The sequence below is a fragment of the Aliigemmobacter aestuarii genome (assembly GCF_004799285.1).
GTDB lineage: Bacteria > Pseudomonadota > Alphaproteobacteria > Rhodobacterales > Rhodobacteraceae > Aliigemmobacter > Aliigemmobacter aestuarii.
Map to the genome: position 1 here is coordinate 60,427 of NZ_SSND01000001.1, position 25,085 is coordinate 85,511.

The following is a 25,085-nucleotide window of genomic DNA, read 5'->3' on the forward strand; positions in this document are numbered from 1 at the left end:
ATTGCCTACTCCACGTTCTGGACCTGCTCGCGCATCTGGTCGATCACCGTCTTGAGGTCAAGCCCGATGCGCGTAAGGTCCAGCGACTGCGCCTTGGAACAAAGCGTATTCGCCTCGCGCATGAATTCCTGCATCAGGAAATCGAACTTGCGGCCCACGGGACCCTTTTCACGCAAGAGCGCACGGGCGGCGTCGACATGGGCGGCCAGCCTGTCGAGTTCCTCGGTGATGTCGTTCTTCACCGCGATCAGCGCCAGTTCCTGGGCCAGCCGGGTTTCGTCGATCCCTTCGGCATTGGCCAGCACACGCGCCAGATTATCCCGCAGGGCCTGCGCCGCCTGATCGGCACGGGCAGCGGCGGCGCGGGTGGCCTCGTCCCTCAGCGCCGCGATCTGGTCAAGCTGCGCCCCGATCACCCGGTTGAGAGCGGCGCCTTCGGCGGCCCGCATCGCGGTGAAATCGGCCAGAAGCGGGGCCAGGTCGGCCAGAAGCGCCGCCCGCAGGGGTGCGGCATCCTCGTCCGCGCCGCCGGTCTCCAGCACCCCGCGCAGCGACAGGATCTCGGCCGGGCTGGGGGCAGAGTGGGCCACGCCCGCGGCCTCGGCCGCGACCTGCACCTCGCGCAGCGCCAGAAGCGCCGCATGCAGCGCCGCACCGTTCAGCCGCAGCGCCTCGGCCCCGCCGGCATCGCGGGCGACCTTCAGGGTCAGGCTGACGTTGCCGCGGTTCAGCGCCTTCTGAAGCTCGGCCCGGATCGCGGCCTCAAGCCCCTCGATCCAGTCGGGCAGGCGCAGCCGCAGGTCCAGCCCCTTGCCGTTGACCGACCGGATGTCCCAGACCCAGGCGTGCCCCTCGCCCTGCCCCTTGCGCGCGGCAAAACCCGTCATGGACTGTGTCATCGTGATCTCCTGCTGCGGGGGCGATGGCCCCCGTGGCGCCCGTTCCGGCGCGTGGTTCGTTTACCCTTTTCATAGAATCCGCGCCAAATTCAATCCAAAGGGCGTATATTAAGGCTGCAGTAACAATTCTGTCTTCGCTCACCCCGCTGCCCGGTTCCATGCCCGGCACGGCAGCGGCGAGGCCGCGGGTTTGTGGAAAGGGGCGTCACCATGATCATTCCGTTTCCCGGCTGGTTACGGGCCACCGGGCACGCAGGACAGGCTGTGCAGGAACGGGCCGCGCAGGAACGGGCCGCGCAGGAACGGGCCGCCGAACGCCTGGCGCCGCTGAGCGAGGTCCGCGCCTATTGGGAGGCGTTGCGCAGCGATGCCAAGCCCGGTGCGCGCGGTGCCACGGGCCTGCCGCTGCGCCACGCGATCGACCCCCGCGGAATGGAAGGCGCTCTGGACTCGGTCTTCCTTCTTGACCGGATCGCGCCGGGTCTGGCCCGCATCCGGCTGGCCGGGATGCAATTGGTCGACCTGATGGGGATGGACGTGCGCGGCATGCCGTTCTCGGCCCTGTTCGATCCACCGTCGCGTGCCCGGCTGGCGGAAGGGCTGGACGATGTCTTTGCCCGCCCGGCCGCGCTGACGCTGCGGCTGGACAGCGGGCATGGCCTTGGCCGTCACGACCTGACGGCCCGGATGCTTGTCCTGCCGGTCGAGGATGACCGGGGCGGCGTCAGCCTTGCGTTGGGTGCCATCGGGCTGGCGGGGCAGATCGGGCGGTCGCCGTTCCGCTTCACGATTGCCGCGCAGACGGTAGAGGCGATCGCGACCCCAGCCCCCGGATGGGCGCAACTGCCGGCGGCGCGGCAGGGCTTTGCCGAGGCGCGCGCCGCGCTGTCGGGCGAACGCCCGCGCGCCAGCTTGCGGCTTGTGCATGACGCCAAAGGGTCTGCCCCCCTGCTGTGATCGCCGGGGGCGGCGGGTGATCCCGCGCCGTTGTTCCTGCGCCGGTGTTCCTGCGCCGGTGTTCCTGCGCCCTGCCGGGCCCAAAGACGTCGCGCAACGAAAACGGGCGGCCCGAAAGCCGCCCGCGTCCCTGCGAAATCCGCAACCCCGATTACAGGGCTTGTCAAAGGGCGATACGCCGCGCCCCGTCGCGCAACTGGGTCAGTTCCTCGGCCACCAGGAATGCAAGTTCCAGCGACTGGCTGGCGTTCAGCCGCGGGTCGCAGGCGGTGTGATAGCGGTCGGACAGGTCCTCGTCCGTCACGGCACGCAGGCCGCCGGTGCATTCGGTCACATCCTTGCCGGTCATCTCGAAATGCACGCCGCCGGGCACCGTGCCTTCGGCCTTGTGGATGGCGAAGAATTCGCGCACCTCGCGCAGCACGCTGTCGAAGGGGCGCGTCTTGTAGCCCGAGGAAGACTTGATCGTGTTCCCATGCATCGGGTCGCAGGACCAGACGACATTGGCGCCTTCCTCGCGCACCGCCTTCACCAGACGCGGCAGGTGTTCGCCCACCTTGCCCGCGCCGAACCGCGCAATCAGCGTCAGCCGCCCCGGTTCGTTTTCCGGGTTCAGCTTGGCCATCAGCACCTTGAGGTCGTCCGCGGTGGTGGTCGGCCCGCATTTCAGCCCGATCGGGTTCAGGACGCCCCGGCAGAATTCCACATGCGCCCCGTCCGGCTGCCGCGTGCGGTCGCCGATCCAGATCATGTGGCCCGATCCCGCCACCGGCTGGCCCGAGATGGAGTCGACCCGGCACAGCGCCTCTTCGTATTCCAGCAAAAGCGCCTCGTGGCTGGTGTAGAAATCGACCCGGCTCAGTTCATTGGCCGTATCGGCGGTCACGCCCGCCGCCGCCATGAAATCGAGCGCATCCGAAATCCGGTTGGACAGTTCGCGATAGCGTTCGGCCTTGTCATGTTCGGCGAAACCCAGGGTCCAGGAATGAACACGGTTGATGTCAGCGAAACCACCTGTCGAAAAGGCGCGCAGCAGGTTCAGGCTTGCGGCGGCCTGGGTATAGGCCTGAAGCATGCGCTGCGGATCGGGGCGGCGCGCCTCGACCGTGGCATCGAACCCGTTGATGATGTCGCCGCGATAGCTGGGATATTCCACGCCGCCGATCACCTCGGTGGGCGCCGAGCGCGGCTTGGCGAACTGCCCCGCCATGCGGCCCACCTTGATCACCGGCACCTTGGCGCCATAGGTCAGCACCACAGCCATTTGCAGCAGCACGCGGAACGTGTCCCGGATGTTGTCGGCCGAGAATTCGGAAAAGCTTTCGGCGCAATCCCCGCCCTGCAGCAGGAAGGCGCGGCCCTCGGCGGCCGCGGCCAGCTGTTTCTTCAGGCGGCGGGCCTCGCCGGCAAAGACCAGCGGGGGATACTTGGCCAGCTGGGCCTCGACGGCCGTCAGGGCTTCGTGATCCGGATAATCGGGCATCTGGATGCGCGGTTTGGCGCGCCAGTCCGACTTCGTCCATCCCTTGGTCATGGGCAGTTTCCTTGCGTTAGCGATAGCGGTCGCGGTATAGGCGATGCGCCGGGAAAAGGCAAAGGGGCAAAGCACAGCGCCCCCCTTGTGGGTGCCATGAAAACCTGTATCGATGTGCAGTAAACGACGCAATCACGTCGCAGCCGGGTAGGGTCATGTCCACAGCACCACGCAAAGCCACCAACGCCCCTCGCCAAACGGCGCCGCGTCGGTTCGTGTTTCTGCTGCTGGACCGGTTCACCATGCTGTCCTTCGCGGGCGCCATCGAACCGCTGCGCATCGCCAACCGCATCTCGGGCCAGGAGCTGTACACCTGGTCGCTGGCCGGGGAAGGCGGCGAGGTTGCGGTCTGTTCGAACGGCGCGGCCTTCCGGCTGGACATGGGGCTTGAGGACATCGACCGCGAGGATACGGTGCTGGTCTGCGGCGGTATCGACGTGCAGCGTGCGACCACGAAGGCGATCCTGTCGTGGCTGCGGCGCGAGGCGCGGCGCGGCGTGGCCATCGGCGGGCTCTGCACCGGGGCCTATGCACTGGCCAAGGCGGGGCTGCTGGACGGCAAGCGGGCCACGATCCACTGGGAAAACCAGGACGGCTTCCTTGAGGAATTCGAGGATGTGAAACTGACGAAATCCGTCTTCGTGATCGACGGCAACCGGATGTCCACGGCGGGGGGCACGTCGTCGATCGACATGATGCTGAAGATCATCGCCCAGGACCACGGCGAGGACATCGCCAACACGGTGGCCGACCAGCTGATCTATTCGTCGATCCGCACCGACCAGGACACGCAGCGGCTGTCGATACCCACACGCATCGGTGTGCGTCACCCCAAGTTGAGCCAGGTCATCCAGATGATGGAGGCCAATATCGAGGATCCACTTTCCCCGGCCGATCTGGCCGAGGAGGTGGGCATGTCCACCCGACAGCTGGAACGCCTGTTCCGCCGCTATCTCAACCGCAGCCCCAAGCGGTACTACATGGAACTGCGGCTGCAGAAGGCGCGCAACCTGCTGATGCAGACCGACATGAGCGTGATCAACGTGGCCCTGGCCTGCGGCTTTGCCAGCCCGTCGCATTTTTCGAAATGCTACCGCAGCCATTACAACACCACGCCCTACCGCGAACGCGGCACGCAGGGCGCGAACGTGCCGAACCTGCGCCTGTCGATCTGAAGGTCGCGCGACCTGCGGGCCAGGCTCTGCAACGGGGCTCGGCGACGGGGCGCTGCTGCGGGGCCCCTGCTGCGGGGCCGCTACCGCGACAGCCGGAACACCGCGCCCTCGATCACCGAAAGAAACCAGATTGCCCCGTCAGGGCCTTCGCGAACGTCGCGCACCCGGCCGGTCTCGGGACCTTCGATGCGTTCCTCGGCATGGCCCCGGTCGGGGTCGAGCCGGGACAGGAAGCTGGTGTTCAGGCTGCCGGTGAAGACGTCACCCTGCCATTCGGGAAACATCCGGCCGGAATGGATCATCAGACCCGAAGGCGCGATGGAAGGGTCCCAGTAATGCGCGGGCTGTTCCATCCCCGGCTTTTCGCTGCCCTCTCCGATCCGGCCGCCACCGTAGTCCTGGCCGTATGAGATCACCGGCCAGCCATAGTTCGCGCCGTCCCGGATCAGGTTCAGTTCGTCGCCGCCCTGCGCGCCATGTTCGACGACCCAGAGCCGCCCCTGCCCGTCCAGCGCCGCGCCCTGCGGGTTACGGTGGCCAAGGCTGACCACGCCGGGCAACCAGCCCTCGCGCGCCACGGCAGGGCTGCCATCGCGGCGAAAGGCCATGACCTTGCCTTCGGGCACCGTCGGGTCCTGCGCCTCAAGCCCTTCGTGCCCGGTTCCGCGGTCGCCGATCGTCAGATAGATCAGCCCGTCCGCGCCCTCGACGATGCGCGATCCGAAATGCCGCCCGCCGGGCGTGGGGCGTGCGGCAAAGACCGTGCGGAAACCTTCCAGCCGCGTGCCGCCTTCGGCAAGCCGGCCCATGCCAAGTGCTGTGCCCGCGCCCCCGGCACCCGCCTGCGAAAAGGACAACCAGACCTCGCGGCTGGTCTGGAAATCGCGCGGCACCATCACATCCAGAAGGCCACCCTGCCCCCGCGCGACGACCTCGGGCAAGCCCTGCACCGGGCTGCCCTGCCCGCCATCGGCGCCAAACCGCAGAAGCCGCCCGTCGCGTTCGGTGACAAGAAAGCCCCCGTCGGGCAGAAAGGCCAGCCCCCAGGGTTCGTCCAGCCCGTCGGCGATACGGTCGATGCCAAGCGGGCCAAGCGATGTCTCCAGCGTCCGGGCCTGCGCCGCCGCGCCGGCACATAGACCGAGCGCGAGAATCAGCAGCCATCTCATCTGCGGGATCTCCTCTGTCGATGCGGTTCCTCGAGGATGTAGGGCACGGCGCGCGCCGCTCCACCCGCCCGGCAAACCGCCGCCGATCCGCAGGCCGTTCCGCCCCGAAACACCGAGGCCGCAGGACATTTTCCGGGAAACCGCACAGACGATTGCCGTTTTTCCCGCCTTCCCTTGCGGCACCTTCAAGGGCTTGCCCCCGCCCCCCAGACCACGCCGCAAAACGCTGCAAATGGCTTTTCTTTTGGATTTCGGCACTCTAGTTTGCCTGTCAGGATTTTTTCCGACATGGGAGTTCAACAAGATGAAAAAACTGCTGCTGGCCACCGCCGCAACCGCACTTGTCGCCGGTGCCGCCTCGGCCGAAGACGTGAAGATCGGGATCCTTCTGGGCTTCACCGGCCCGCTGGAATCGATCACCCCCGCGATGGGTACGGCCGGCGAACTGGCGATCAAGGAAGTGAACGATTCGGGCAAGTTCATGGGCGGTTCGACCGTGACCGCTGTCCGCGGTGACTCCACCTGCGTCGACGCTGCTGCCGCTCAGGCCGCCGCCGAACGCCTTGTCACCGCCGACGGCGTGAAGGCGATCATGGGCGCGGACTGCTCGGGCGTGACTGGTGCCGTGCTTCAGAACGTGGCGCGTCCGAACGGGATCGGCATGATCTCGCCCTCGGCCACCTCGCCCGCGCTGTCGACCGCCGAGGATGACGGCCTGTTCTTCCGCACCGCCCCGTCGGACGCCCGTCAGGGCGAGATCATGGCCGACATCCTGAGCGAGAAGGGCATCAAGTCGGTCGCCGTGACCTACACCAACAACGACTACGGCAAGGGCCTGGCCGACAGCTTCGGCGCGGCCTTCGCGGCCAAGGGCGGCTCGGTGACGATCTCGGCACCGCATGAAGACGGCAAGGCCGACTATTCGGCCGAAGTCGCCTCGCTGGCCTCGGCCGGCGGCGAGATGCTGGTTGTCGCGGGCTATGTGGACCAGGGCGGCAAGGGCGTGATCCAGGGGGCTCTCGACACTGGCGCGTTCTCGACCTTCTACCTCGTGGACGGCATGTACGGCGAAAGCCTGATCGAAGCGATCGGCGCCGACCTGAACGGGTCGTTCGGCGCGGTTCCGGGCACGGATTCGGATGGCGCGGCCAAGTTCCAGGAAATGGCCACCGCCGCCGGCTTCGACGGCACCTCGGCCTTTGCTCCGGAATCCTATGACGCGGCGGCGCTGATCATGCTGGCGATGGCGGCGGCGAATTCGACCAACTCGAAGGACTGGGCCGGCAAGGTTCTGGATCTGGCCAACGGTCCGGGCGAAGTCATCATGCCGGGCGAACTGGGCAAGGCGCTTGACCTGATCGCGGCAGGCCAGGACATCGACTATGAAGGCGCCACCGCGGTGGAACTCGTCGGTCCGGGCGAAAGCGCCGGCAACTACCGCGAGTACGAGATCAAGGACGGCACCATCAGCACGGTCAAGTTCCGTTGATCGGCTGACGGCGTGACGAAGGCGCGGCCCGGGCAAACCCCGGGCCGTTGCCTTAAAAGAACAGCCCTGCACCGCACGGCGGGCAACAGACGGGGCCACGGGGAAACACAATGATTGTCGTCGAAAACCTCCACAAGCACTTCGGGGGCTTCCACGCTGTCGACGGGGCATCGCTCGAGATCAGGACGGGCTCCATCACCGGGCTGATCGGCCCGAACGGCGCAGGAAAGACCACGCTTTTCAATGTCATCGCAGGCCGCCTGCCGCCCACCTCGGGCCGTGTGCTGATGGATGGCGAGGACATCACCGGCCTGCCCCCGCACGAGCTGTTTCACAAGGGGCTGTTGCGCACCTTCCAGATTGCGCATGAGTTCGGGTCGATGACCTGCCTGGAAAACCTGATGATGGTGCCCTCGGGCCAGTTGGGCGAAACGCTGTGGAACACCTGGTTCCGGCGCGGCGCCATCGCCCGGCAGGAGGCCGCGCTGCGCAAGAAGGCGCATGACGTGCTGGAATTCCTGACCATCGCCCATCTTGCCGACCAGAAGGCCAGCCAGATTTCCGGGGGCCAGAAGAAGCTTCTGGAACTGGGGCGGACGATGATGGTCGACGCCAAGATCGTCTTTCTGGACGAGGTGGGCGCCGGCGTGAACCGCACGCTTCTGAACACGATCGGCGATGCCATCGTCCGGCTGAACAAGGAACGCGGCTACACCTTCTGCGTGATCGAACATGACATGGATTTCATCGGTCGCCTTTGCGACCCGGTGATCTGCATGGCCGAGGGCAAGGTGCTGGCACAGGGGACGGTGGACGAGGTGAAGAACGACGAACGCGTGATCGAGGCCTATCTGGGCACCGGCCTGAAGAACAAGGTAAAAGAGGAGGCCGCCCATGGCTGATCCGTGGCCCCTTGCCGAATTTTCTGCGAAAATTCGGATCCTGCGGTTCTTCGCAGAAGAACCGGCCATCGCGCGCGCCGACGGTGAGGTGACATATGGCTGAACCTTTCCTGATCGGTCAGGACATGACCGGCGGCTATGGCGGCGCCGACATCCTGCACAGCTGCACCATCGCCGTCGAAAAGGGCGAGATCGCGGTGATCGTGGGCCCCAACGGCGCGGGCAAATCGACCGCGATGAAGGCCGTCTTCGGCATGCTGAACCTGCGCGGCGGGCATGTGAAGCTGGACGGCGAGGACATCACCCGCCTGTCCCCGCAGGCACGGGTGCGCAAGGGCATGGGGTTCGTGCCGCAGACGCACAACATCTTCACCTCGATGACCGTCGAGGAGAACCTTGAAATGGGCGCCTTCATCCGGACCGACGATTGCGCCGACACGCTGGCGCAGGTCTATGACCTGTTCCCGATCCTCAAGCAGAAGCGCCTTCAGGCGGCGGGCGAGCTTTCGGGCGGCCAGCGCCAGCAGGTCGCCGTGGGGCGCGCGCTGATGACGCAGCCGAAGGTCCTGATGCTGGACGAACCGACCGCGGGCGTCAGCCCCATCGTGATGGACGAACTGTTCGACCGGATCATCGAGGTGGCGCGCACCGGCATCTCGATCCTGATGGTGGAACAGAACGCCCGCCAGGCGCTGGAGATCGCCGACAAGGGCTATGTGCTTGTGCAGGGCGCGAACCGTTTCACCGACACCGGCAAGGCCCTGATGGCCGACCCGGAGGTCCGCCGTTCCTTCCTGGGGGGCTGAGGCATGGATTTCTTGAACGCCCTCGTGGCATTTCTCAACTTCGTGTTCATTCCGGGCCTGGCCTATGGCAGTCAGCTTGCGCTTGGCGCGCTCGGGGTGACGCTGATCTATGGCATCCTGCGGTTTTCCAACTTCGCCCATGGCGACACGATGGCCTTCGGTACCATGGTCACGATCCTCGTGACCTGGGCGATGCAATCGGTCGGCATCGGCTTTGGCCCCTTGCCTACGGCGCTGCTGGCCCTGCCCTTCGGCATCGCCGCGACCGCCGTCTTCCTTCTGCTGACAGACCGGGTGGTCTATCGCTTCTACCGCCAGAAGAAGGCCGCGCCGACGATCCTCGTGATCGTGTCCCTGGGCGTGATGTTCGTGATGAACGGGGTCGTGCGCCTGATCATCGGCGTGGATGACCAGGATTTCGCCGATGGCGAACGCTTCATCATCACTGCGGGCGAGTTCAAGACGGCGACTGGCCTGGCCGAGGGCCTGGCGCTGAAGACGACGCAGGGCGTGACGGTCATCACCGCCGTGATCACGGTGGCGGCGCTGTTCTGGTTCCTGCAAAAGACCCGCACCGGCAAATCCATGCGCGCCTATTCCGACAACGAGGATCTGGCGCTTTTGTCCGGGATCAACCCCGACCGCGTGGTTCAGGTCACCTGGATCCTTGCGGCCGCGCTGGCCACCATCGCGGGTGTGCTTTACGGGCTCGACAAGTCGTTCAAGCCCTTCGTCTACTTCCAGCTTCTGCTGCCCATCTTTGCCGCCGCCATCGTCGGCGGTCTGGGCAGCCCGCTGGGGGCGATCGCGGGTGGTTTCGTCATCGCCTTTTCCGAGGTGATGGTGACCTATGCCTGGAAGAAGGTGGCCACCTATCTGCTGCCCGAAAGCATGGCGCCCGAGGGGCTCGTGCAGCTGATGTCGACCGACTACAAGTTCGCCGTCAGCTTCGCGATCCTGATCATCGTCCTGCTCTTCATGCCCACCGGCCTGTTCAAGGGGAAATCGGTATGAACACGCGCAATCTCATCCTGTTCGCGGGTGTCGCCGGCCTGTTCGTGCTGACCGGCTTCGGCTGGTCCTGGAACCTGGCGCTGTCGATCCTGAACATGGCGCTTCTGTCGTCGATCATGGCGATGGGGGTGAACATGCAATGGGGCTATGCGGGCCTGTTCAACACCGGCGTGATGGGCTTTACCGCGCTTGGCGGCCTGGCCGTGGTCGTCACCTCCGCGCGTCCGGTGGCCGAAGGCTGGGCTGCGGGCGGCTGGACGATCCTGTTCAGCCTGTTCCTTGGCGCGGCCACCATCGCCACGGCGATCTTCCTTTACAACCGCATGCCAAAGGGGCGGCCACGGGCGCTGACGGTGGCGGCGGTTCTGCTGGTGGGTCTTTTCGTCTTCCGCCATTTCTTTGACCCGGCCGTCGCCGCGGTCGAAGCGTTCAACCCCGCCACCTATGGCAACATCGGCGGCCTGGGCCTGCCTGCTCTGGTCGCCTGGCCTGTGGGCGGGCTTCTGGCCGCCGCCGCCGCCTGGGCGATCGGCAAGACGGCGCTTGGCCTGCGGTCGGATTATCTGGCCATCGCCACGCTGGGGATTGCCGAGATCATCATCGCGGTGATGAAGAACGAGGACTGGCTGGCGCGCGGGGTGAAGAACATCATCGACCTGCCCCGCCCGTGGCCCGTCCCCTACGAGGTCGCGCTGCAGCAGAACGAAACCTTCCTTGGCATGGCGGCCTCCTGGGGCTTCAACCCGGTGACCGGGTCGACAATCACGGTGAAGCTGCTTTACGCGGGCCTTTTCACCGCCGTGCTCGTGCTGGTGATCCTTCTGTCGGAACTGGCGCTGAAATCGCCCTGGGGGCGGATGATGCGCGCGATCCGCGACAACGAGGTGTCCGCCGCCGCCATGGGCAAGGACGTGACACGCCGTCACCTTCAGATCTTCATCCTAGGGTCTGCCGTGATCGGGATCGCGGGCGCCATGATGACCTCGATGGACGGCCAGCTGACGCCGGGGACCTACAACCCCTTGCGCTATACCTTCCTGATCTGGGTGATGGTGATCGTCGGCGGATCGGGCAACAACTGGGGCTCGCTTCTGGGCGGCATGCTGATCGGCTGGCTCTGGCTGATCGTCGAGGACCTCGGCCCCGGCCTGATGGGGCTGATCACCTCGGGCATGGCGGATGGCTGGCTCAAGTCGCATCTGATCGACAGCGCCCAGCACATGCGCCTTCTGACGCTGGGTGTGGTGCTGCTTCTGGTGCTGCGGTTCAGCCCGCGCGGCCTGATCCCCGAAAAATAGACGCAAGCCTATCGGAACGCAAAAAAAGGCCGGGCATGCCCTGGCCTTTTCTTTTGCCGACTTGTCTTTGACGAAAACGGTTTGCGACATTTTTCGTCGCAATCCAGCGGGCCTCCCCCTGCCCCTTGGCGCTTACTGGCGCAAACAGATGCAGGGAGTCCCCCATGAAAACCCATACCCGCGTGGTCGTGATCGGCGGCGGTGTCGTCGGCTGTTCCGTCCTTTATCACCTGACCAAGCTTGGCTGGTCGGACGTGATGCTGATCGAACGGTCGGATCTGACCTCGGGCTCAACCTGGCACGCGGCCGGGGGCTTCCACACGCTGAACGGCGACACGAACATGGCGGCGCTTCAGGGCTATACCATCCGCCTTTACCGCGAGCTTGAGGAAATCACCGGCATGTCCTGCGGCCTGCACCATGTGGGCGGCATCACGCTTGCCGACAATCAGGCGCGGTTCGAGATGCTGAAGGCCGAACGGGCCAAGCACCGCTACATGGGGCTGGATACCGAAATCCTTGGCCCCGAGGAAATCCACAAGCTGACCGAGGGCATGGTCAATCTCGAAGGGATCATCGGCGCGCTCTACGATCCGCTCGATGGCCACCTTGACCCCTCGGGCACGACCCACGCCTATGCCAAGGCCGCGCGCATGGGCGGGGCCGAGATCGTGCTGCACAACCGCGTGCTGGAAACCAACCCGACGCCCGAGGGCTGGGAGGTGGTGACCGAAAAAGGCACCGTCCATTGCGAACATCTGGTCAACGCGGCAGGCCTCTGGGCGCGCGAGGTGGGTGCGATGGCGGGCGTCTATCTGCCGCTTCTGCCCATGGCCCACCAATACCTTGTCACCGACGACATCCCCGAAATCATGGACATCCTGAAATCGGGCCGCGAGTTTCCGCATGTGATGGACCCCGGCGGCGAAAGCTATCTGCGCCAGGAAGGCCGTGGCCTTTGCATCGGTTTCTACGAAAAGCCCTGCGAACCCTGGAGCGTGGACCAGACGCCGTGGGACTTCGGCCACGAACTGCTGAACGAACAGTTCGACAAGATCGAAGACAGCGTGAATTTCGCGTATCGCCGCTTCCCCGTTCTGGAACGCACCGGCGTCAAGCGGGTGATCCACGGCCCCTTCACCTTTGCGCCCGACGGCAACCCGCTGATCGGCCCGGTGCCGGGCCTGCGCAACTACTGGTCGGCCTGCGCGGTCATGGCGGGCTTCAGCCAGGGCGGCGGCATGGGCCTGTCGCTGGCCCAGTGGATGATCCATGGCGAGGTCGAACGCGACCCGCGCGGCTTTGACGTGGCGCGTTTCGGCAACTGGACAAGCCCCGGCTATACCGTGCCCAAGGTGATCGAGAACTATCAGATGCGGTTTTCGGTCAGCTACCCGAACGAGGAACGCCCCGCCGCGCGCCCGTTCCGCACAACGCCGATGTATGAGGTGTTCGACAAGATGAACGCCGTCTGGGGCCAGCAATACGGGCTGGAAGTCGTGAATTACCACGCCCTGCCCGGCGAGCCGCGCTATGAGGAACCGACCTTCCGCCGCTCCAACGCCTGGGAGGCGACGCGCCAGGAAGTCATGGCCGTTCGCGAAGGCGTCGGCATCAACGAATTGCAGAACTTCGGCAAGTACCTGGTCAAGGGCCCAAACGCCCGCGCCTGGCTTGACCGGATCATGGCCGGCGCGATCCCCAAACCGGGCCGCCTGTCGCTGACCCCGATGCTGGCGCATTCCGGCAAGATCATCGGTGATTTCACCGTATCCTGCCTCAGCGAGACCGAATTCCAGCTGACTGCCAGCTATGGCGCGCAGGGATGGCACTCGCGCTGGTTCGAACAGAACCCGATGGACGGCGTGACAGTCGAGAACATTTCCGACAGCCGCTCGGGCTTCACCATTGCAGGCCCGAAGGCGCGCGAGCTTCTGGCCCGCTGCACCCGCTCGGATGTCTCGGCCGAGGCGTTCCGCTTCATGGACGTGCGGAAGATGACCGTGGGCATGGCCAACTGCATCGTCCAGCGTGTCAGCTATACCGCCGACCTGGGCTTTGAAATCTTCTGCGACCTCCATTCGGTCCGCCACCTGTGGGACGTGCTGAATGCCAAGGGCGCCGATCTGGGCCTGCGCCCCTTCGGCATGCGGGCCATGATGTCCCTGCGTCTGGACAAGTGGTTCGGCTCGTGGGGGCGCGAGTTCAGCCCCGATTACACGCCCGCCGAAACCGGGCTCGACCGGTTCATCCGCTGGAACAAGGAGGCCGACTGGATCGGCAAGGCCGCCGCCACGGCGGAAAAGGCCGCCGGTCCGAAGCGCAGGCTCGTCTCTTTCGTCGTCGACGCTGCCGATGCGGATGTCGTGGCCTGGGAACCGATCTGGCTGGATGGCACGGTCGTCGGCTTCTGCACCAGCGGCGGTTTCAGCCACTGGACGGGCAAGTCCGCGGCGATGGGGTTCCTGCCCGCCGACCGGGTGCGCGACGGCCTTGCCTGCGAGATCGAGATCCTCGGCGAGCGCCGGAAAGCCACGGTGCATCTTGCCCCGCTGTGGGACGGCGACGGGGCACGGATGCGCGGCTGAGAGGGTGGCAGGTGGCGCGGCCCCTTCGCCGGCTGCACCGGCTCACCCCCGGGATACTTGAGCCAGGGTGAAGCAAGTTTGACTCAAATTGTCGTTCAACCTGACGAAAATACCCTCGGGGGGTGAATTTGGCGAAGCCAAAGAGGGGGGCAGACAGCCCCCCTTCTGCTTTGCTAGCCTGCCCGCGATGCATGACGATCCCGCGATCCTTATCCTGGCCGCCGGGGCCGCCCGCCGGATGCGGGGGGCGGACAAGCTGTTGCAGGTCATCGACGGCGAGGCGCAGCTGACGCGGATCGCGCGCGCCGCCTGCCGGACGGGCTGGCGGGTGCTGGTGGCCCTGCCGCCGGATCGCCCCGACCGTGCGGCGGCGATTGCGGGGTTGGGGGCCGAAGCCATACCCGTGCCGGATGCGGCCAGCGGCATGGCGGCCTCGATCCGCGCGGGCGTGGCGGCGGCGGGGACGGCACGGCTGCTGATGGTGCTGCCCGCCGACATGCCTGAGCTCGGCCACGCGGATCTGGCCAAGGTGGCGACCGTGGCGCTGGCCGCGCCGAACCGCATCACGCGCGCCACTGCGGCCGATGGCACGCCGGGCCATCCGGTCGTCTTTCCGGCAAAGATCCTGCCCGCGCTTTCCCGCCTGACCGGCGACGAAGGCGCGCGGGCGATCCTCGCGGACCGGCGCGATACGATCAACGCGGTCGCGCTGCCGGGGACCCGCGCCACGCTGGACCTGGACACGCCCGAGGACTGGGCCGCCTGGTCCGCCACCCGGGGAAGCCCCGCCCCCGGCCGCTAGGCCGACAGCAGCACCTGCGCCTCATGCGCCTTGAGCGTCGTGCGCGCCGCCGGGTAGGCACTCGCATCCTCGGCCAGTTCCGGGAAGAGCGCGAAAAGCTCGGCCCGTTGCGCCGCGTCCATCCCGTTCAGCGTCATGTCGCCGGGCTGGAAGCTTTCGCTCCATGCGCCGTCGGCGCGGACGATCTCGTGCCGGTCAAAGAGGATATGGATATAGCTCACACCCTCCTCCGGCGTGACCTGCACGACCCCCGCCTGACCGGCCAGATGCCGGGCCACGACCAGAACCTCATGTTCGCCAAAGAACATCTCGGCCAGCGGTCCGGTCATGAGCATCCGGTGCTGGGGGCTGACCATCATGTCGCGTTCCGGCAGGTTGCTGCCAAGCGCGCCGCGCGCGATGCGGATCGGGGCGAATTCCGGACGTTCGGCAAGGTCCGCCGCCGAAAGGTTGCGCCGACCGATCCAGCGGATCGTCTGATAGCCGTGATCCCGGGTCAGGACACGGTCGCCGATCTTCAGCGCCTCGACCGGAACCTCGCCGCGATCGGTCAGGATCAGGCTGCCCGGCGTGAAGCAGGGGATCACATTCTCGATCTCCGAGAAGGCCATCGAGCCGATCACCGCCCCGGTGCCGTCGAGGAACTCGACCGTGCCGCTTTCGGAACCCGGCGCGTCGAAGATGACATTCGTCAGCGCCTTGCCCCAGGGCCGCAGGTCGAGCGTGTCGTAGTCGTCGCCACCCTCGCCGCCGACGATTGTATCGCCGATGCCATTGCCCGCATCGATGACAAAGGTATCGCGGTCGTCGCCGCCATACAGGCGGTCGGCCCCGGCGCCGGCGATCAGCGTGTCATTGCCGCCGTCGCCGCTGATCAGGTCATTGCCGTCACCACCATAGAGGAGGTCGTTGCCGGACCACCCACCGACGGTGTCGTCGCCCGCATCGCCATAGACGGTATCGTCGCCGTCATCGCCAAGGGCAAAGTCGTTGCCGTCGCCCGCATTGACCAGATCGTTGCCACCCCCGCCAAAGACAGTGTCCTGTCCTTCGCCCGCATCAATGACATCATTGCCAGCGACCCCGGCACCGAAATCGCCATCGATCTGGTCGTCACCCAGACCGCCATAGATCGTGTCGTCGCCGCTCTCGCCGATCAGTTCGTCGTTGCCGTCGCCGCCATAGACAAGGTCATTGTCCTCGCCGCCGAAAACCTGATCGTTTCCGATGCCGCCGTCCAGCGTATCAGCACCGGTGTCGCCGCTGAGATTGTCGTCGCCATGGCCGCCGATCAGGTTGTCATCGCCCGCACCGCCGAGCACATAGTCATTGTCGATCCCGCCATCGAGCACGTCATTGCCGTCGCCGCCTTCCAGCGTGTCTGCGTCGTCGAGGCCATGAATCGTGTCATTGCCCGCGCCACCGACAAGGCTATCGGCGTTGTTCAGGGGCGCGGGGTCCACGTCGTCGGTCAGGTCATACTGGCTGGCTGCCGCGAAATCCGGATTCGTCGGGTTCAGACCGCCATAGATCAGGTCATCGCCATCCTCGCCAAAGATCGTGTCGGCGCCTTCGTTGCCTTCGACCATGTCGTTCTGGGCACCGGCATAGACGATGTCATCGTCAAAGCCCGCGTCGATCATATCATTCCCGGCGCCGCCATAGATCGTGTCGTCGTCATCGCCGGTCAGGATCGTGTCATTGCCAAGCCCGCCGATGACGCTGTCACGGTCGTTGTTCGGGTCGGCATCGGCCGGATAGCTGAGCACCGGGTTCGTCGGGTGGACAAGGCCCACATCCGGCACGCCCGTGCCCGCCGAGGTGCGGGTGTTGATATAGTCATCCCCGTCTCCGCCATCGACGGTGTCATTGCCCTCGAACCCGAAGATCGAGTCATTGCCCGTGCCGCCATCGACCACATCGTCGCCCGCGCCGGCCTGCACCGTATCATTGCCGGTGCCGCCAAAGACCGTGTCGTTGCCCAGGCCGCCCTCGATGATGTCGTCTCCCAGCTCGCCATAGAGCCAGTCTTCGCCGTCGCCTCCCAACACGCTGTCGTTGTCGTCGCCGGCATAGATCGTGTCGTCGCCTTCGGCACCGATCAGCGTATCGTTGCCCTCGTCTCCGATCAGCAGGTCGTTCCCGGTGCCGCCGTCCATCAGGTCGTCGCCCAGACCGCCGGTCAGGTCATCGACCCCCTCCCCGCCCGACAGCGTGTCATTGCCCGCATCGCCAAAGAGCGTGTCGTTGCCCGCCGCGCCGACAAGGCCATCGCCGCCGTCGCCGCCGGTCAGGTAGTCATCGCCCTCGCCGCCGTCCAGCGTGTCATTACCCAGCTCACCCGACAGCGTGTCGTTGCCAAGCTCGCCCCAGAGCGTGTCATTGCCGTCGTCGCCCTCGATCGTATCGTCGCCGTCGCCACCATAGACGAGGTCATTGCCGATGCCCGCCAGAACGGTGTCATTGCCGTCATAGCCATAGATCACATCGTCATTGCCGTCGGTGCCGTCGACCTGATCGCCCTGCGCATCGACAAAGGACGTATCCATGACATCGCCGCCCGCGGTGCCATCGACGACACCATCCGGACCAACCGGGATGCCCAGGGCCACCAGTTGCGGCACGGTCGAGACCGCCGTGGCGAGCACGCCCGTCAGCGTGATCGAGGTGCCATCCGGGAAGGTCAGGATCGCGTCGCCCGTGCCGTCGCCGTTGGTGTCAGAGACCGTCACGTCGTTGGTGGTGACCGGCGTTACGCCGTCCGAAGTCAGGTCGGACACATCCAGCAGGTCGAGCCCCGTGAACGTTCCGTCGCCGTTGTCGATCGGGGCCTCGAACCCGGTGATCGTGTCGTTTCCGTCGCCGTCGCCCAGGATCACCAGATCCGCGTCGCCGCCCGAACCCAGATCGAACGTGTCATTGCCGGCGCCGCCATCGACCGTGTCATTGCCCGCACCGGTCGAAACAGCGTCGTCCCCCGTCGAGCCGGTCACACTGTCATTGCCCGAGCCGAGAAGGATGTTCTCGATCTGCTGGAAGGTCGCGATGTCCGTTCCGGCGAACAGGCGGCCATCTTCGGGATCGCCCGGATTGCCAAGGCTGAGATCCAGCACCGAGTCCACGGTGATGGCCGAAGCATCAAGCGTGTCGCCGGTCGTCTCGCCGCTTTCGCCACCGATGATGTCATCGGCGCCAAACCCGTTGCCCAGAACAAAGCTGTCGTCGCCACCCTCGCCCGACATGCTGTCATCGCCCGCGCCGCCGTTCAGGATGTCGTTCTGTTCACCTGACCACAGCGTATCGTTGCCGATACCTCCTGACAGGCTGTCGTCACCGTTGCCGCCCATCAGGAAGTCGTCGCCTTCCTGACCCAGCACGGTATCGGCCCCGTCACCACCGTCCAGCGTGTCATTGCCCAGACCGCCGGTCATCAGATCGTTTCCGAGGAAGCCCTGGGCAAAGTCGTTGCCGTCGTCGCCATGCACAGTGTCGTTGCCGACGCCGCCATAGACGCTGTCGTTGCCCTCGCCGCCAAAGAGCGTGTCATCGCCATCGTCACCGTAAACGACGTCATTGCCCAGACCGCCGGCAACGCTGTCATTGCCGACCCCGCCACGCAAAGTGTCATTGCCGGTGTCGCCTTCGATGATGTCGTTGCCCGCATCGCCAAAGATCGTGTCGTTGTCGTCGCCGCCGTTCAGGACGTCGTCATTGTTGCCGCCATAGATCAGGTCATTGCCCAGACCGCCGGCGATCGTGTCAAAGCCGTCGTTGCCTTCGATGCCGTCATCGCCGGTACCGCCGAGGATCGTATCGTCACCCAGCCCGCCGCCGATCTGGTCGTTGCCATCGCCGCCGTCGATCGTGTCGTTGCCATCGTGGCCATAGACGGTGTCGCGATCCGCCCCGCCATACAGCAGGTCATTGCCGGTGCCGCCGTCCAGATAATCGACGCCGTCCTCGCCATAAAGCGTGTCCTGATCGGCCCCGCCGTAAAGCGTGTCATTGCCGGTGCCGCCGCCAAGATTGTCATTGCCCGCGTCGCCCGCCAGCGAGTCGTCGCCCAAACCGCCGATGATCGTGTCATTGCCGGTGCCGCCGCCGACGGTGTCATTGCCCGCGCTGTCGGCGCCATAGGTGCCGAACCGGTCGTCGCCCCCCTCAAGAAAGACGCTGTCGCCGCCCGGGCCGCCATAGACCTGGTCGTTGCCCGCTCCGGCATAGACTGTGTCGGCACCCGTGTCGCCCACGCCACCCCAGGTGTTGATGGTATCATTGCCATCGCCGCCAAAGAACGCGTCCCGCCCCGTCCAGCCGGTCAGGCTGTCGTCGCCCGCGCCGCCATACAGCAGGTCATTGCCGTCTCCGCCGGTCAGGTTGTCATTGCCGACCCCGCCGTCCAGAACGTCGTCGCCGGTGCCACCGTCGACGGTGTCGTTGCCATCGGCCGCACGGACGGTGTCGTTGCCAGCACCAGCCTGCACCACATCGTCATTGTTCCCCGCGGCGTTGTCCGAGGCGTCGATCATGTCGCCTTCGGGGTCACCCGTGTAGAAATCGTCGATCAGATCGGCGCCCGCGGTGCCCTCGACGATGTAATCCGCCGGAGCCGCCGGAATGCCGATCGATTCCAAGGCTGCGGGTGTGGCCAATTGCGCCGGGCTGACGCCGATCAGGGTGATCGTCTCGCCTCCGGGGAAGGTCAGAACCGCATTGCCTGCGCCGTCATCCGTCACCACGACGTCATTGGTAGTGACCGGGGTCGTGCCGCCATCCGAGGTCAGGCCCGACACATCCAGCTGGTCGTTGGTCGTGCCATTGCCCGAGTCGGTCATGTCGAACTGCTCGACCGCATCGGCGCCCGACCCATCGGCCAGAACCACCGTGTCGCGGCCACCGCCGAGAAGGATGTTCTCGATTTCGGTGAAACCTGCCGTCGATACCCCGTCACTGACGGTGCCCGTCTCGGGGTTGCTGTCAGTCAGATCGACCGTCACGCCTGTCGTCAGCCCGCTCAGATCCAGCGTGTCGCCGTTGGTTTCGACCGCCTCGCCGCCGATGATCGTGTCGGCGCCAAATCCGTCTTCCATGGCAAAGCGGTCATCGCCATCGCCGCCGGACAGGCTGTCGGCTCCGATGCCACCAAAGAAGGTGTCAGCGCCCGCAGCACCCGCGAGGGTATCGTTGCCCTCTTCGCCCATCAGCAGGTCGTTGCCAGCACCACCGTCAAGCAAGTCGTTTTCGCTGCCGCCTGCCAACTGGTCATTGCCGACGCCACCATACAGCGTGTCGTTGCCGATCTCGCCCCAAAGCGAGTCATTGCCGGTACCGCCATCCAGAAGGTCCGCCCCTTCGGCGGCAAACATTTCGTCATCGCCCGCGTCGCCCACAAGCGTGTCGTTGCCGAGGCCGCCCAGCAGGAGGTCGTTATCGTCGCCGCCCGAAAGGCTGTCGTCGCCGTCTTCACCCCAGATTGAATCAGCTCCGACACCACCCAGAACGGTGTCATTGCCGCTGTTGCCATAGATCTCGTCATCGCCCGCGTCGCCAAGGACCGAGTCGTCGCCGTCGCCCGCAACGACCGTGTCGTTGCCATCGCCTGCGGTGATCACATCGTCATTGTCGCCCACCGCGTTGTCGGAGGTATCGACCATGTCGCCTTCGGGGTCGCCGACGTAGGCGACGTTTATCAGATCGGCGCCTGCAGTGCCCTGAACCACGAAATTCGGCGAAAAGACCTGGGTGCCGTCGACAAAGACGTTTTCGATGTTGAAGAACTGCAGCGTGCCGCCGCCGTTGAAATGGACGGTGCCGTTTTCCGGGTTCAGCACATCCCAGTCGATGTAATCGACGTTCGAGACATGCAGCGTGTCACTGTCGGTGCCGGTGGTGACGGTCTCATAGCCGTCGACATAGTCGCCCACCCCGCCATAGATGACGTCGGCGTCTTCCTCGCCCAGGATCGTGTCGGCCCCGTCGCCGCCGTAGAGCGTGTCGTTGCCGTCCGAGCCTTGCAGGAAGTCGTTGCCATCGTCGCCATGGACGATGTCATTGCCGCCCGACCCGGTGACGCTGTCATCGCCCGCACCGCCATAGACGGTATCGGTGCCAAAGCCGCCGAACACCTGGTCATTTCCGTCGCCGCCAAAGACGCTGTCGTCATCCGCCCCGCCATAGACCGAGTCATTGCCGGTGCCGCCATGGACGGTGTCATTGCCCGCGTCGCCGCGCAGGAAGTCATTGCCATCTTCGCCGGAGACGAAATCGTTGCCGACATCGCCCTGCATGTAGTCGTCGCCGATCCCACCCAGAAGCGAGTCGTTGCCGTCGCCGCCGTAGACCTGATCGTTGCCCGCGCCCGCGGTCACCGTGTCATTGCCCGCATCGGCAAAGATATCGTCGGCCTGGATATCGCCCACCGGGCCGTCACCGCCGTCAATGATATCGCCCTGCGCGTCAACATAGCCCACCGGCATCGCATCGCTGCCCGCGGTGCCATGCACGATCCCGTCGGGCGTGTTCGTGATCTGGACGACGTTCTCGATCTCGGAAAAGGACAGTGAACCGCCGCCGGCGAAAAAGACGGTGCCGGCTTCGTTGTTGCCGCCGCCATAGACGATGCTGGACACATCGCTGACATAGAGCGTGTCGGCGTCGGTGCCGCCTTCGCCCCCCACGACCGTGTCGCCCGCCCCGCCGTAGAAGGTATCGGCGTCGTCGCCGCCCGACATCACGTCATTGCCGCCGCCGCCCGTCAGCACATCGTTGCCGGTGCTTCCGTTCAGCGTGTCGTTGCCGCTGCCTGCGACCACCGTGTCATTCGCGGCGCCGCCCTGATACAGGATCGGGTCCGCGGTCCAGGTCATCGAGGTGTCATAATTCCCGGCACGGATCTCTTCGATCTCCGAAAAGGTGACAAAACCGCCGGTCGTTTGGCCGCTCAGGTCCAGAACGTCATAGCCGTCGCCGCCGATGATCGTGTCATTGCCGAAGTCGTCGGACATGACGATGGTGTCATTCCCGGCGCCGCCAAGGATTTCGTCGTTGCCTTCGCCGCCGTCGAGAAGGTCGTCGCCGGAATGACCGGCGATCGTATCGTTGCCCGCATCGCCGTAAAGCGAGTCATTGCCGGCCTCACCGCCGATGAAATCATTGCCGATACCGCCATAGGCAAGGTCGTCGTCATTGCCCATCCACAGCACGTCATTACCGGCGCCGCCATGGAAGGTGTCGTTGCCCTGCCCGTTCGGGACGCCGATTTCATCGTCAAAGATGTCGTCGACGGCGCTGCCGGTGATCAGGTCATTGCCGTCGCGGCTCTGGATATAGGTATAGCCGTCGTTCAGGCTGGCATCGACGACATCAGCCTGCGGCGACAGGATCAGCTGTTCGATTTCCGAGAAGGTGATCGTGTGGCCGGTCACGGTATCGGTTACCACACCGGCGCCCGGTGCGGTAAAGACCACCGAGGCCGGATTGGTCATGCCCGACAGGTCAAGCGTGTCATAGTCCGAGCCGGTGGTGCCGCCGATCACGGTGTCCTGACCAAAACCCGCCGAAACCGTGAAGGTATCGGAATCGGCGCCACCATACATCACGTCGTTGCCGCTGCCGCCGTCGATCGTGTCGTCGTCGGCCCCGCCATAGATCAGGTCATTGCCGGCAAGGCCCTGCAAGGTGTCGTTGCCCACTTCGCCCGAAACGGTATCGTCGCCCGCGCCTGCGTTGACGGTATCGTTGCCGGTGCCGGCCAGGATCTCGTCGGCAGCGCTGCCGCCAAAGACGGTGTCGTCGCCGCCGGCCGCGTTGATCCACTGGAAGCTGGCAGAGTTGGTCGCATTGATGTTGTCGGCATAGTCGGTGCCCGAAATGCCTTCGATCTGGCTGAAGTCGCCGGTCGTTCCGGCATCGCCTCGGGCCTGATAGGTGCCGGCCTCGTTGCCGGTGAAGTTGACGTTGAAGCCCTGCGTCGTGGCGAAGTTGCTGAACTGGATCTGGTCGAAATCGCTTCCGGTCTCGCCACCCTCGACGCGGTCGTAATCGTGGTCGTCGGTGATCCAGAAGGCGTCCGCATCCGCGCCGCCATAAAGGCTGTCGGACCCGATCCCGCCTGACAACGTATCGGCACCGGCACCGCCATAGATCTGGTCATTGTCGGTGCCGGTGATCATGATGTCATCGCCCGTGCCGCCATAGACGGTGTCGTTGCCGATGCTGTCATCCCCGAAAGTGCCGAAACTGTCGTTGCCGCTGCCCAGATCGACCCAATCGTTGCCCGCGCCGCCAAAGACGGTGTCATTTCCGAACTGGGAATAGATCGTATCGTCACCGGTGCCGCCGGAGACGCTGTCGCCCATCGGCTCGTCCCCGAAGACATAGGTCTGGTTCGGGGCGCCAAGGATCAGGTCAAGCTGATGATCGGTGTCCGCGATCACCCAGTTATGCTCGACATAGGTCGACTGGACATGGGTCTCGCCGGGCTGGATCGTCGCATAAAGCAGCTGAACACCCGACCCGTTGACCCAGAAAAGCCGGATCGGACCATCGGCAGTGTTTGTCACCGTCAGGGTGGTGAGGTTGACGCCTGTCGAGGAAGGGTAGTCCGAGGGATCGAAGCTGCGGCTGTCCGAAGCGATGTAATCGGCCCCCTCCTGCCCGAGGATCGTGTCGCTGCCTTCGCCGCCGCTCAGGTCGTCAAGACCAGCGCCCCCCGCGATGTAATCATTGCCGGACTGGCCATTGATCGCGTCGTCACCCGAACCGCCGATGATGGAGTCATTCCCGGCCCCCGTATCGAACCGGTGATCGGTCGTGCTGGCCGAGGCATTGATCGTATCGTTGCCCGCGCCGGTCGTGATGTTTTCGATTTCCGAGAAGGCCGCGCCACCGCCGGCATAGCTGATGCTGCCGCTTTCGTTCCCGGTGAAGGTGGCGGTCACACCGGATGAGGTCAGGGTCGTGTCGATCGTGTCGCCGGTCGGGCTTTCCCCGGTTTCACCCCCGACAATGGTATCAACGCCACCCCCCGTATTGTCGCCGATAAAGAAGCTGTCGTCGCCGTCTCCGCCCGAAAGGCTGTCGGCCCCGGCCCCGCCGTAAAGTCTGTCGATGCCGTCATCGCCGGAAATCGTATCGTTACCCGCGCCGCCCGACAGCGCGTCATTGCCCGCGCCGCCATAGACAATGTCGTTGCCGACACCCGACACGACCGAGTCATTCCCCGCGCCGGCATAGACAAGGTCATCGTTCCCGGTCGTGCCCATGACGCCCTGACCGTCGTTATTGTCGATCCGGTCGCCATCAGGGTCGCCCACGTAGGACGCGTCGATCGTGTCATTTCCGCTGGTGCCCGAGACGATCCCGTCCGCCGTGGCCGAAGACACGGTGTTGATCGTGACATAGCCCACGTCCGTCGTGGTGCCGTTCGTCACGGTGTAACTGAACGCCTCTTCGCCCAGAACACTGTTGGCAAAGACGGTGATGGTGCTGTCGGCATTCAGCCGCACTTGCTGACCCGAGGCCAGCGTCACCGTTTGCCCCGCCACCACATCGGTGCCGTTGATCTGGGTGATGGTCAGGTTGCCGCCATCGTCCGCGTCATTGGCCAGAATGTCGAAGGTGCGGCTGCTGTTGGCAATGGTGTTGACCTGATCGTCCATCGCCAGAACGACGGTCTGGATGGAATCCCCCATGATGAGGAGGTTCGAGTCCAGCTGGGCATCCCCGCCGTCGGCCACGCCGATCTTGATCGTGTTCACCTGTCCCGCGTTCACCGGCGCCTTCAGGGACAGTACATAGGTGATGCCGTCCATCTCGGTGTTGAACTGGTCGGCGGTGTTGTCGCGGTACAGGTTTTCGTTCGAACCCGAATTGACGCTGTCGATCGAGACATTGCCGGCGACGCTGATCGACACCGGCACGAAGGTGCCGTTGACCCATACGCCAAAGGCGTCGTTCACGCCGCCGTTCACATATTCAGGGTATTCTTCCGAGGTGAAGACGAATTGCATCGTCAAGAAGTCACCGTCGGGAATGAAGCTGGCCGTCAGGATCGCGCCGTCAAAGGTGGAAACACCCGCCACCGCGTTCAGTTGCGCATCGCCATCGACGCTGCCCGTGGTATCGGTGGTCGTCCCGGTGTTGACGTTCGTATTGGTCGTGCCGCTGCTGTTGGTGAAATCCGTGACGTTCCCCGTCGAAAGGATCACACCGGTATCGGTGGGCGACACGCCGGGGATTGTGGTCAGCGCGCCCGAATAGATCCCCGACGAGATCGTGGCGCCCGTAAAGGTGGCCGTGCCCGCCACAAGCTGCACACCATCGCCGAAGATGGTGTTGAACATCTGTTCGGCTGTGGCCGTCGTGTTGATATTCAGTTCCGTCGCGATGGCCATCTTTACACTCCACACACTGCAACGCCCGCACCCGTCACCGGGGGCGAGACGACGCGAA

Annotated in this window: 13 protein-coding genes; 9 read left to right on the forward strand and 4 right to left on the reverse strand. The window is 65.1% G+C overall.

Going from position 1 to position 25,085, the window contains the following annotated elements; translation table 11 throughout:
• Positions 1–5 precede the first annotated feature (5 nt).
• The gene (locus E7811_RS00285) at positions 6–899 is read right to left on the reverse strand and encodes a YicC/YloC family endoribonuclease (RefSeq protein ID WP_136392616.1); all 894 of its coding nucleotides are present in this window, start codon (positions 897–899) and stop codon (positions 6–8) included.
• Positions 900–1,109: 210 nt separating this feature from the next.
• Here E7811_RS00285 and E7811_RS00290 point away from each other — a divergent pair, with 210 nt between their 5' ends.
• Positions 1,110–1,856, forward strand: a complete 747-nt coding sequence (locus tag E7811_RS00290; RefSeq protein WP_136392617.1) for a PAS domain-containing protein — start codon at positions 1,110–1,112, stop codon at positions 1,854–1,856.
• Positions 1,857–2,019: 163 nt separating this feature from the next.
• On the opposite strand, the gene E7811_RS00295 is transcribed toward E7811_RS00290, so the two are convergent.
• On the reverse strand, positions 2,020–3,390 hold the full coding sequence (locus E7811_RS00295) for a class II 3-deoxy-7-phosphoheptulonate synthase (protein WP_136392618.1): 1,371 nt from the start codon (positions 3,388–3,390) through the stop codon (positions 2,020–2,022).
• Between the two features lie 155 nt (positions 3,391–3,545).
• Between E7811_RS00295 and E7811_RS00300 the strand changes: the two genes are divergently transcribed.
• A complete protein-coding gene (locus E7811_RS00300) occupies positions 3,546–4,565 on the forward strand; it encodes a GlxA family transcriptional regulator (RefSeq protein WP_136392619.1) in 1,020 nt (339 codons plus the stop codon).
• 80 nt (positions 4,566–4,645) lie between these two features.
• On the opposite strand, the gene E7811_RS00305 is transcribed toward E7811_RS00300, so the two are convergent.
• The gene (locus E7811_RS00305; protein ID WP_136392620.1) at positions 4,646–5,734 is read right to left on the reverse strand and encodes a PQQ-dependent sugar dehydrogenase; all 1,089 of its coding nucleotides are present in this window, start codon (positions 5,732–5,734) and stop codon (positions 4,646–4,648) included.
• Positions 5,735–6,038: 304 nt separating this feature from the next.
• Here E7811_RS00305 and E7811_RS00310 point away from each other — a divergent pair, with 304 nt between their 5' ends.
• The 7 genes from E7811_RS00310 to E7811_RS00340 all read left to right on the forward strand — a co-directional run bounded on the left by E7811_RS00310 (position 6,039) and on the right by E7811_RS00340 (position 14,633).
• Positions 6,039–7,223, forward strand: coding sequence for an ABC transporter substrate-binding protein (locus tag E7811_RS00310; protein ID WP_136392621.1), 1,185 nt, complete (start codon positions 6,039–6,041; stop codon positions 7,221–7,223).
• A 110-nt stretch (positions 7,224–7,333) separates the two neighbouring features.
• Positions 7,334–8,125, forward strand: coding sequence for an ABC transporter ATP-binding protein (locus E7811_RS00315; RefSeq protein WP_136392622.1), 792 nt, complete (start codon positions 7,334–7,336; stop codon positions 8,123–8,125).
• A gap of 95 nt (positions 8,126–8,220) precedes the next feature.
• Complete coding sequence (locus tag E7811_RS00320) at positions 8,221–8,931, forward strand: ABC transporter ATP-binding protein (protein WP_136392623.1); 711 nt, start codon at positions 8,221–8,223, stop codon at positions 8,929–8,931.
• Between the two features lie 3 nt (positions 8,932–8,934).
• Complete coding sequence (locus tag E7811_RS00325) at positions 8,935–9,945, forward strand: branched-chain amino acid ABC transporter permease (protein WP_136392624.1); 1,011 nt, start codon at positions 8,935–8,937, stop codon at positions 9,943–9,945.
• On the forward strand, positions 9,942–11,243 hold the full coding sequence (locus tag E7811_RS00330) for a branched-chain amino acid ABC transporter permease (protein WP_136392625.1): 1,302 nt from the start codon (positions 9,942–9,944) through the stop codon (positions 11,241–11,243). Before E7811_RS00325 ends, E7811_RS00330 begins: the two co-directional genes overlap by 4 nt.
• A 164-nt stretch (positions 11,244–11,407) precedes the next feature.
• On the forward strand, positions 11,408–13,831 hold the full coding sequence (locus E7811_RS00335; protein ID WP_136392626.1) for a GcvT family protein: 2,424 nt from the start codon (positions 11,408–11,410) through the stop codon (positions 13,829–13,831).
• Between the two features lie 187 nt (positions 13,832–14,018).
• Entirely contained in the window at positions 14,019–14,633 is a 615-nt protein-coding gene (locus E7811_RS00340; protein WP_136392627.1) for a nucleotidyltransferase family protein, read from the forward strand.
• Here E7811_RS00340 and E7811_RS18135 read toward each other — a convergent pair.
• Entirely contained in the window at positions 14,630–25,027 is a 10,398-nt protein-coding gene (locus tag E7811_RS18135) for a Hint domain-containing protein (RefSeq protein WP_136392628.1), read from the reverse strand. The genes E7811_RS00340 and E7811_RS18135 overlap by 4 nt on opposite strands.
• Positions 25,028–25,085 lie beyond the last annotated feature (58 nt).

Bases quoted from the DNA above. Each gene is read 5' to 3' on its own strand.
- E7811_RS00285 (WP_136392616.1), bottom strand. From the start codon at position 899: ATGACACAGTCCATGACGGGTTTTGCCGCGCGCAAGGGGCAGGGCGAG.
- E7811_RS00290 (WP_136392617.1), top strand. From the start codon at position 1,110: ATGATCATTCCGTTTCCCGGCTGGTTACGGGCCACCGGGCACGCAGGA.
- E7811_RS00295 (WP_136392618.1), bottom strand. From the start codon at position 3,390: ATGACCAAGGGATGGACGAAGTCGGACTGGCGCGCCAAACCGCGCATC.
- E7811_RS00300 (WP_136392619.1), top strand. From the start codon at position 3,546: ATGTCCACAGCACCACGCAAAGCCACCAACGCCCCTCGCCAAACGGCG.
- E7811_RS00305 (WP_136392620.1), bottom strand. From the start codon at position 5,734: ATGAGATGGCTGCTGATTCTCGCGCTCGGTCTATGTGCCGGCGCGGCG.
- E7811_RS00310 (WP_136392621.1), top strand. From the start codon at position 6,039: ATGAAAAAACTGCTGCTGGCCACCGCCGCAACCGCACTTGTCGCCGGT.
- E7811_RS00315 (WP_136392622.1), top strand. From the start codon at position 7,334: ATGATTGTCGTCGAAAACCTCCACAAGCACTTCGGGGGCTTCCACGCT.
- E7811_RS00320 (WP_136392623.1), top strand. From the start codon at position 8,221: ATGGCTGAACCTTTCCTGATCGGTCAGGACATGACCGGCGGCTATGGC.
- E7811_RS00325 (WP_136392624.1), top strand. From the start codon at position 8,935: ATGGATTTCTTGAACGCCCTCGTGGCATTTCTCAACTTCGTGTTCATT.
- E7811_RS00330 (WP_136392625.1), top strand. From the start codon at position 9,942: ATGAACACGCGCAATCTCATCCTGTTCGCGGGTGTCGCCGGCCTGTTC.
- E7811_RS00335 (WP_136392626.1), top strand. From the start codon at position 11,408: ATGAAAACCCATACCCGCGTGGTCGTGATCGGCGGCGGTGTCGTCGGC.
- E7811_RS00340 (WP_136392627.1), top strand. From the start codon at position 14,019: ATGCATGACGATCCCGCGATCCTTATCCTGGCCGCCGGGGCCGCCCGC.
- E7811_RS18135 (WP_136392628.1), bottom strand. From the start codon at position 25,027: ATGGCCATCGCGACGGAACTGAATATCAACACGACGGCCACAGCCGAA.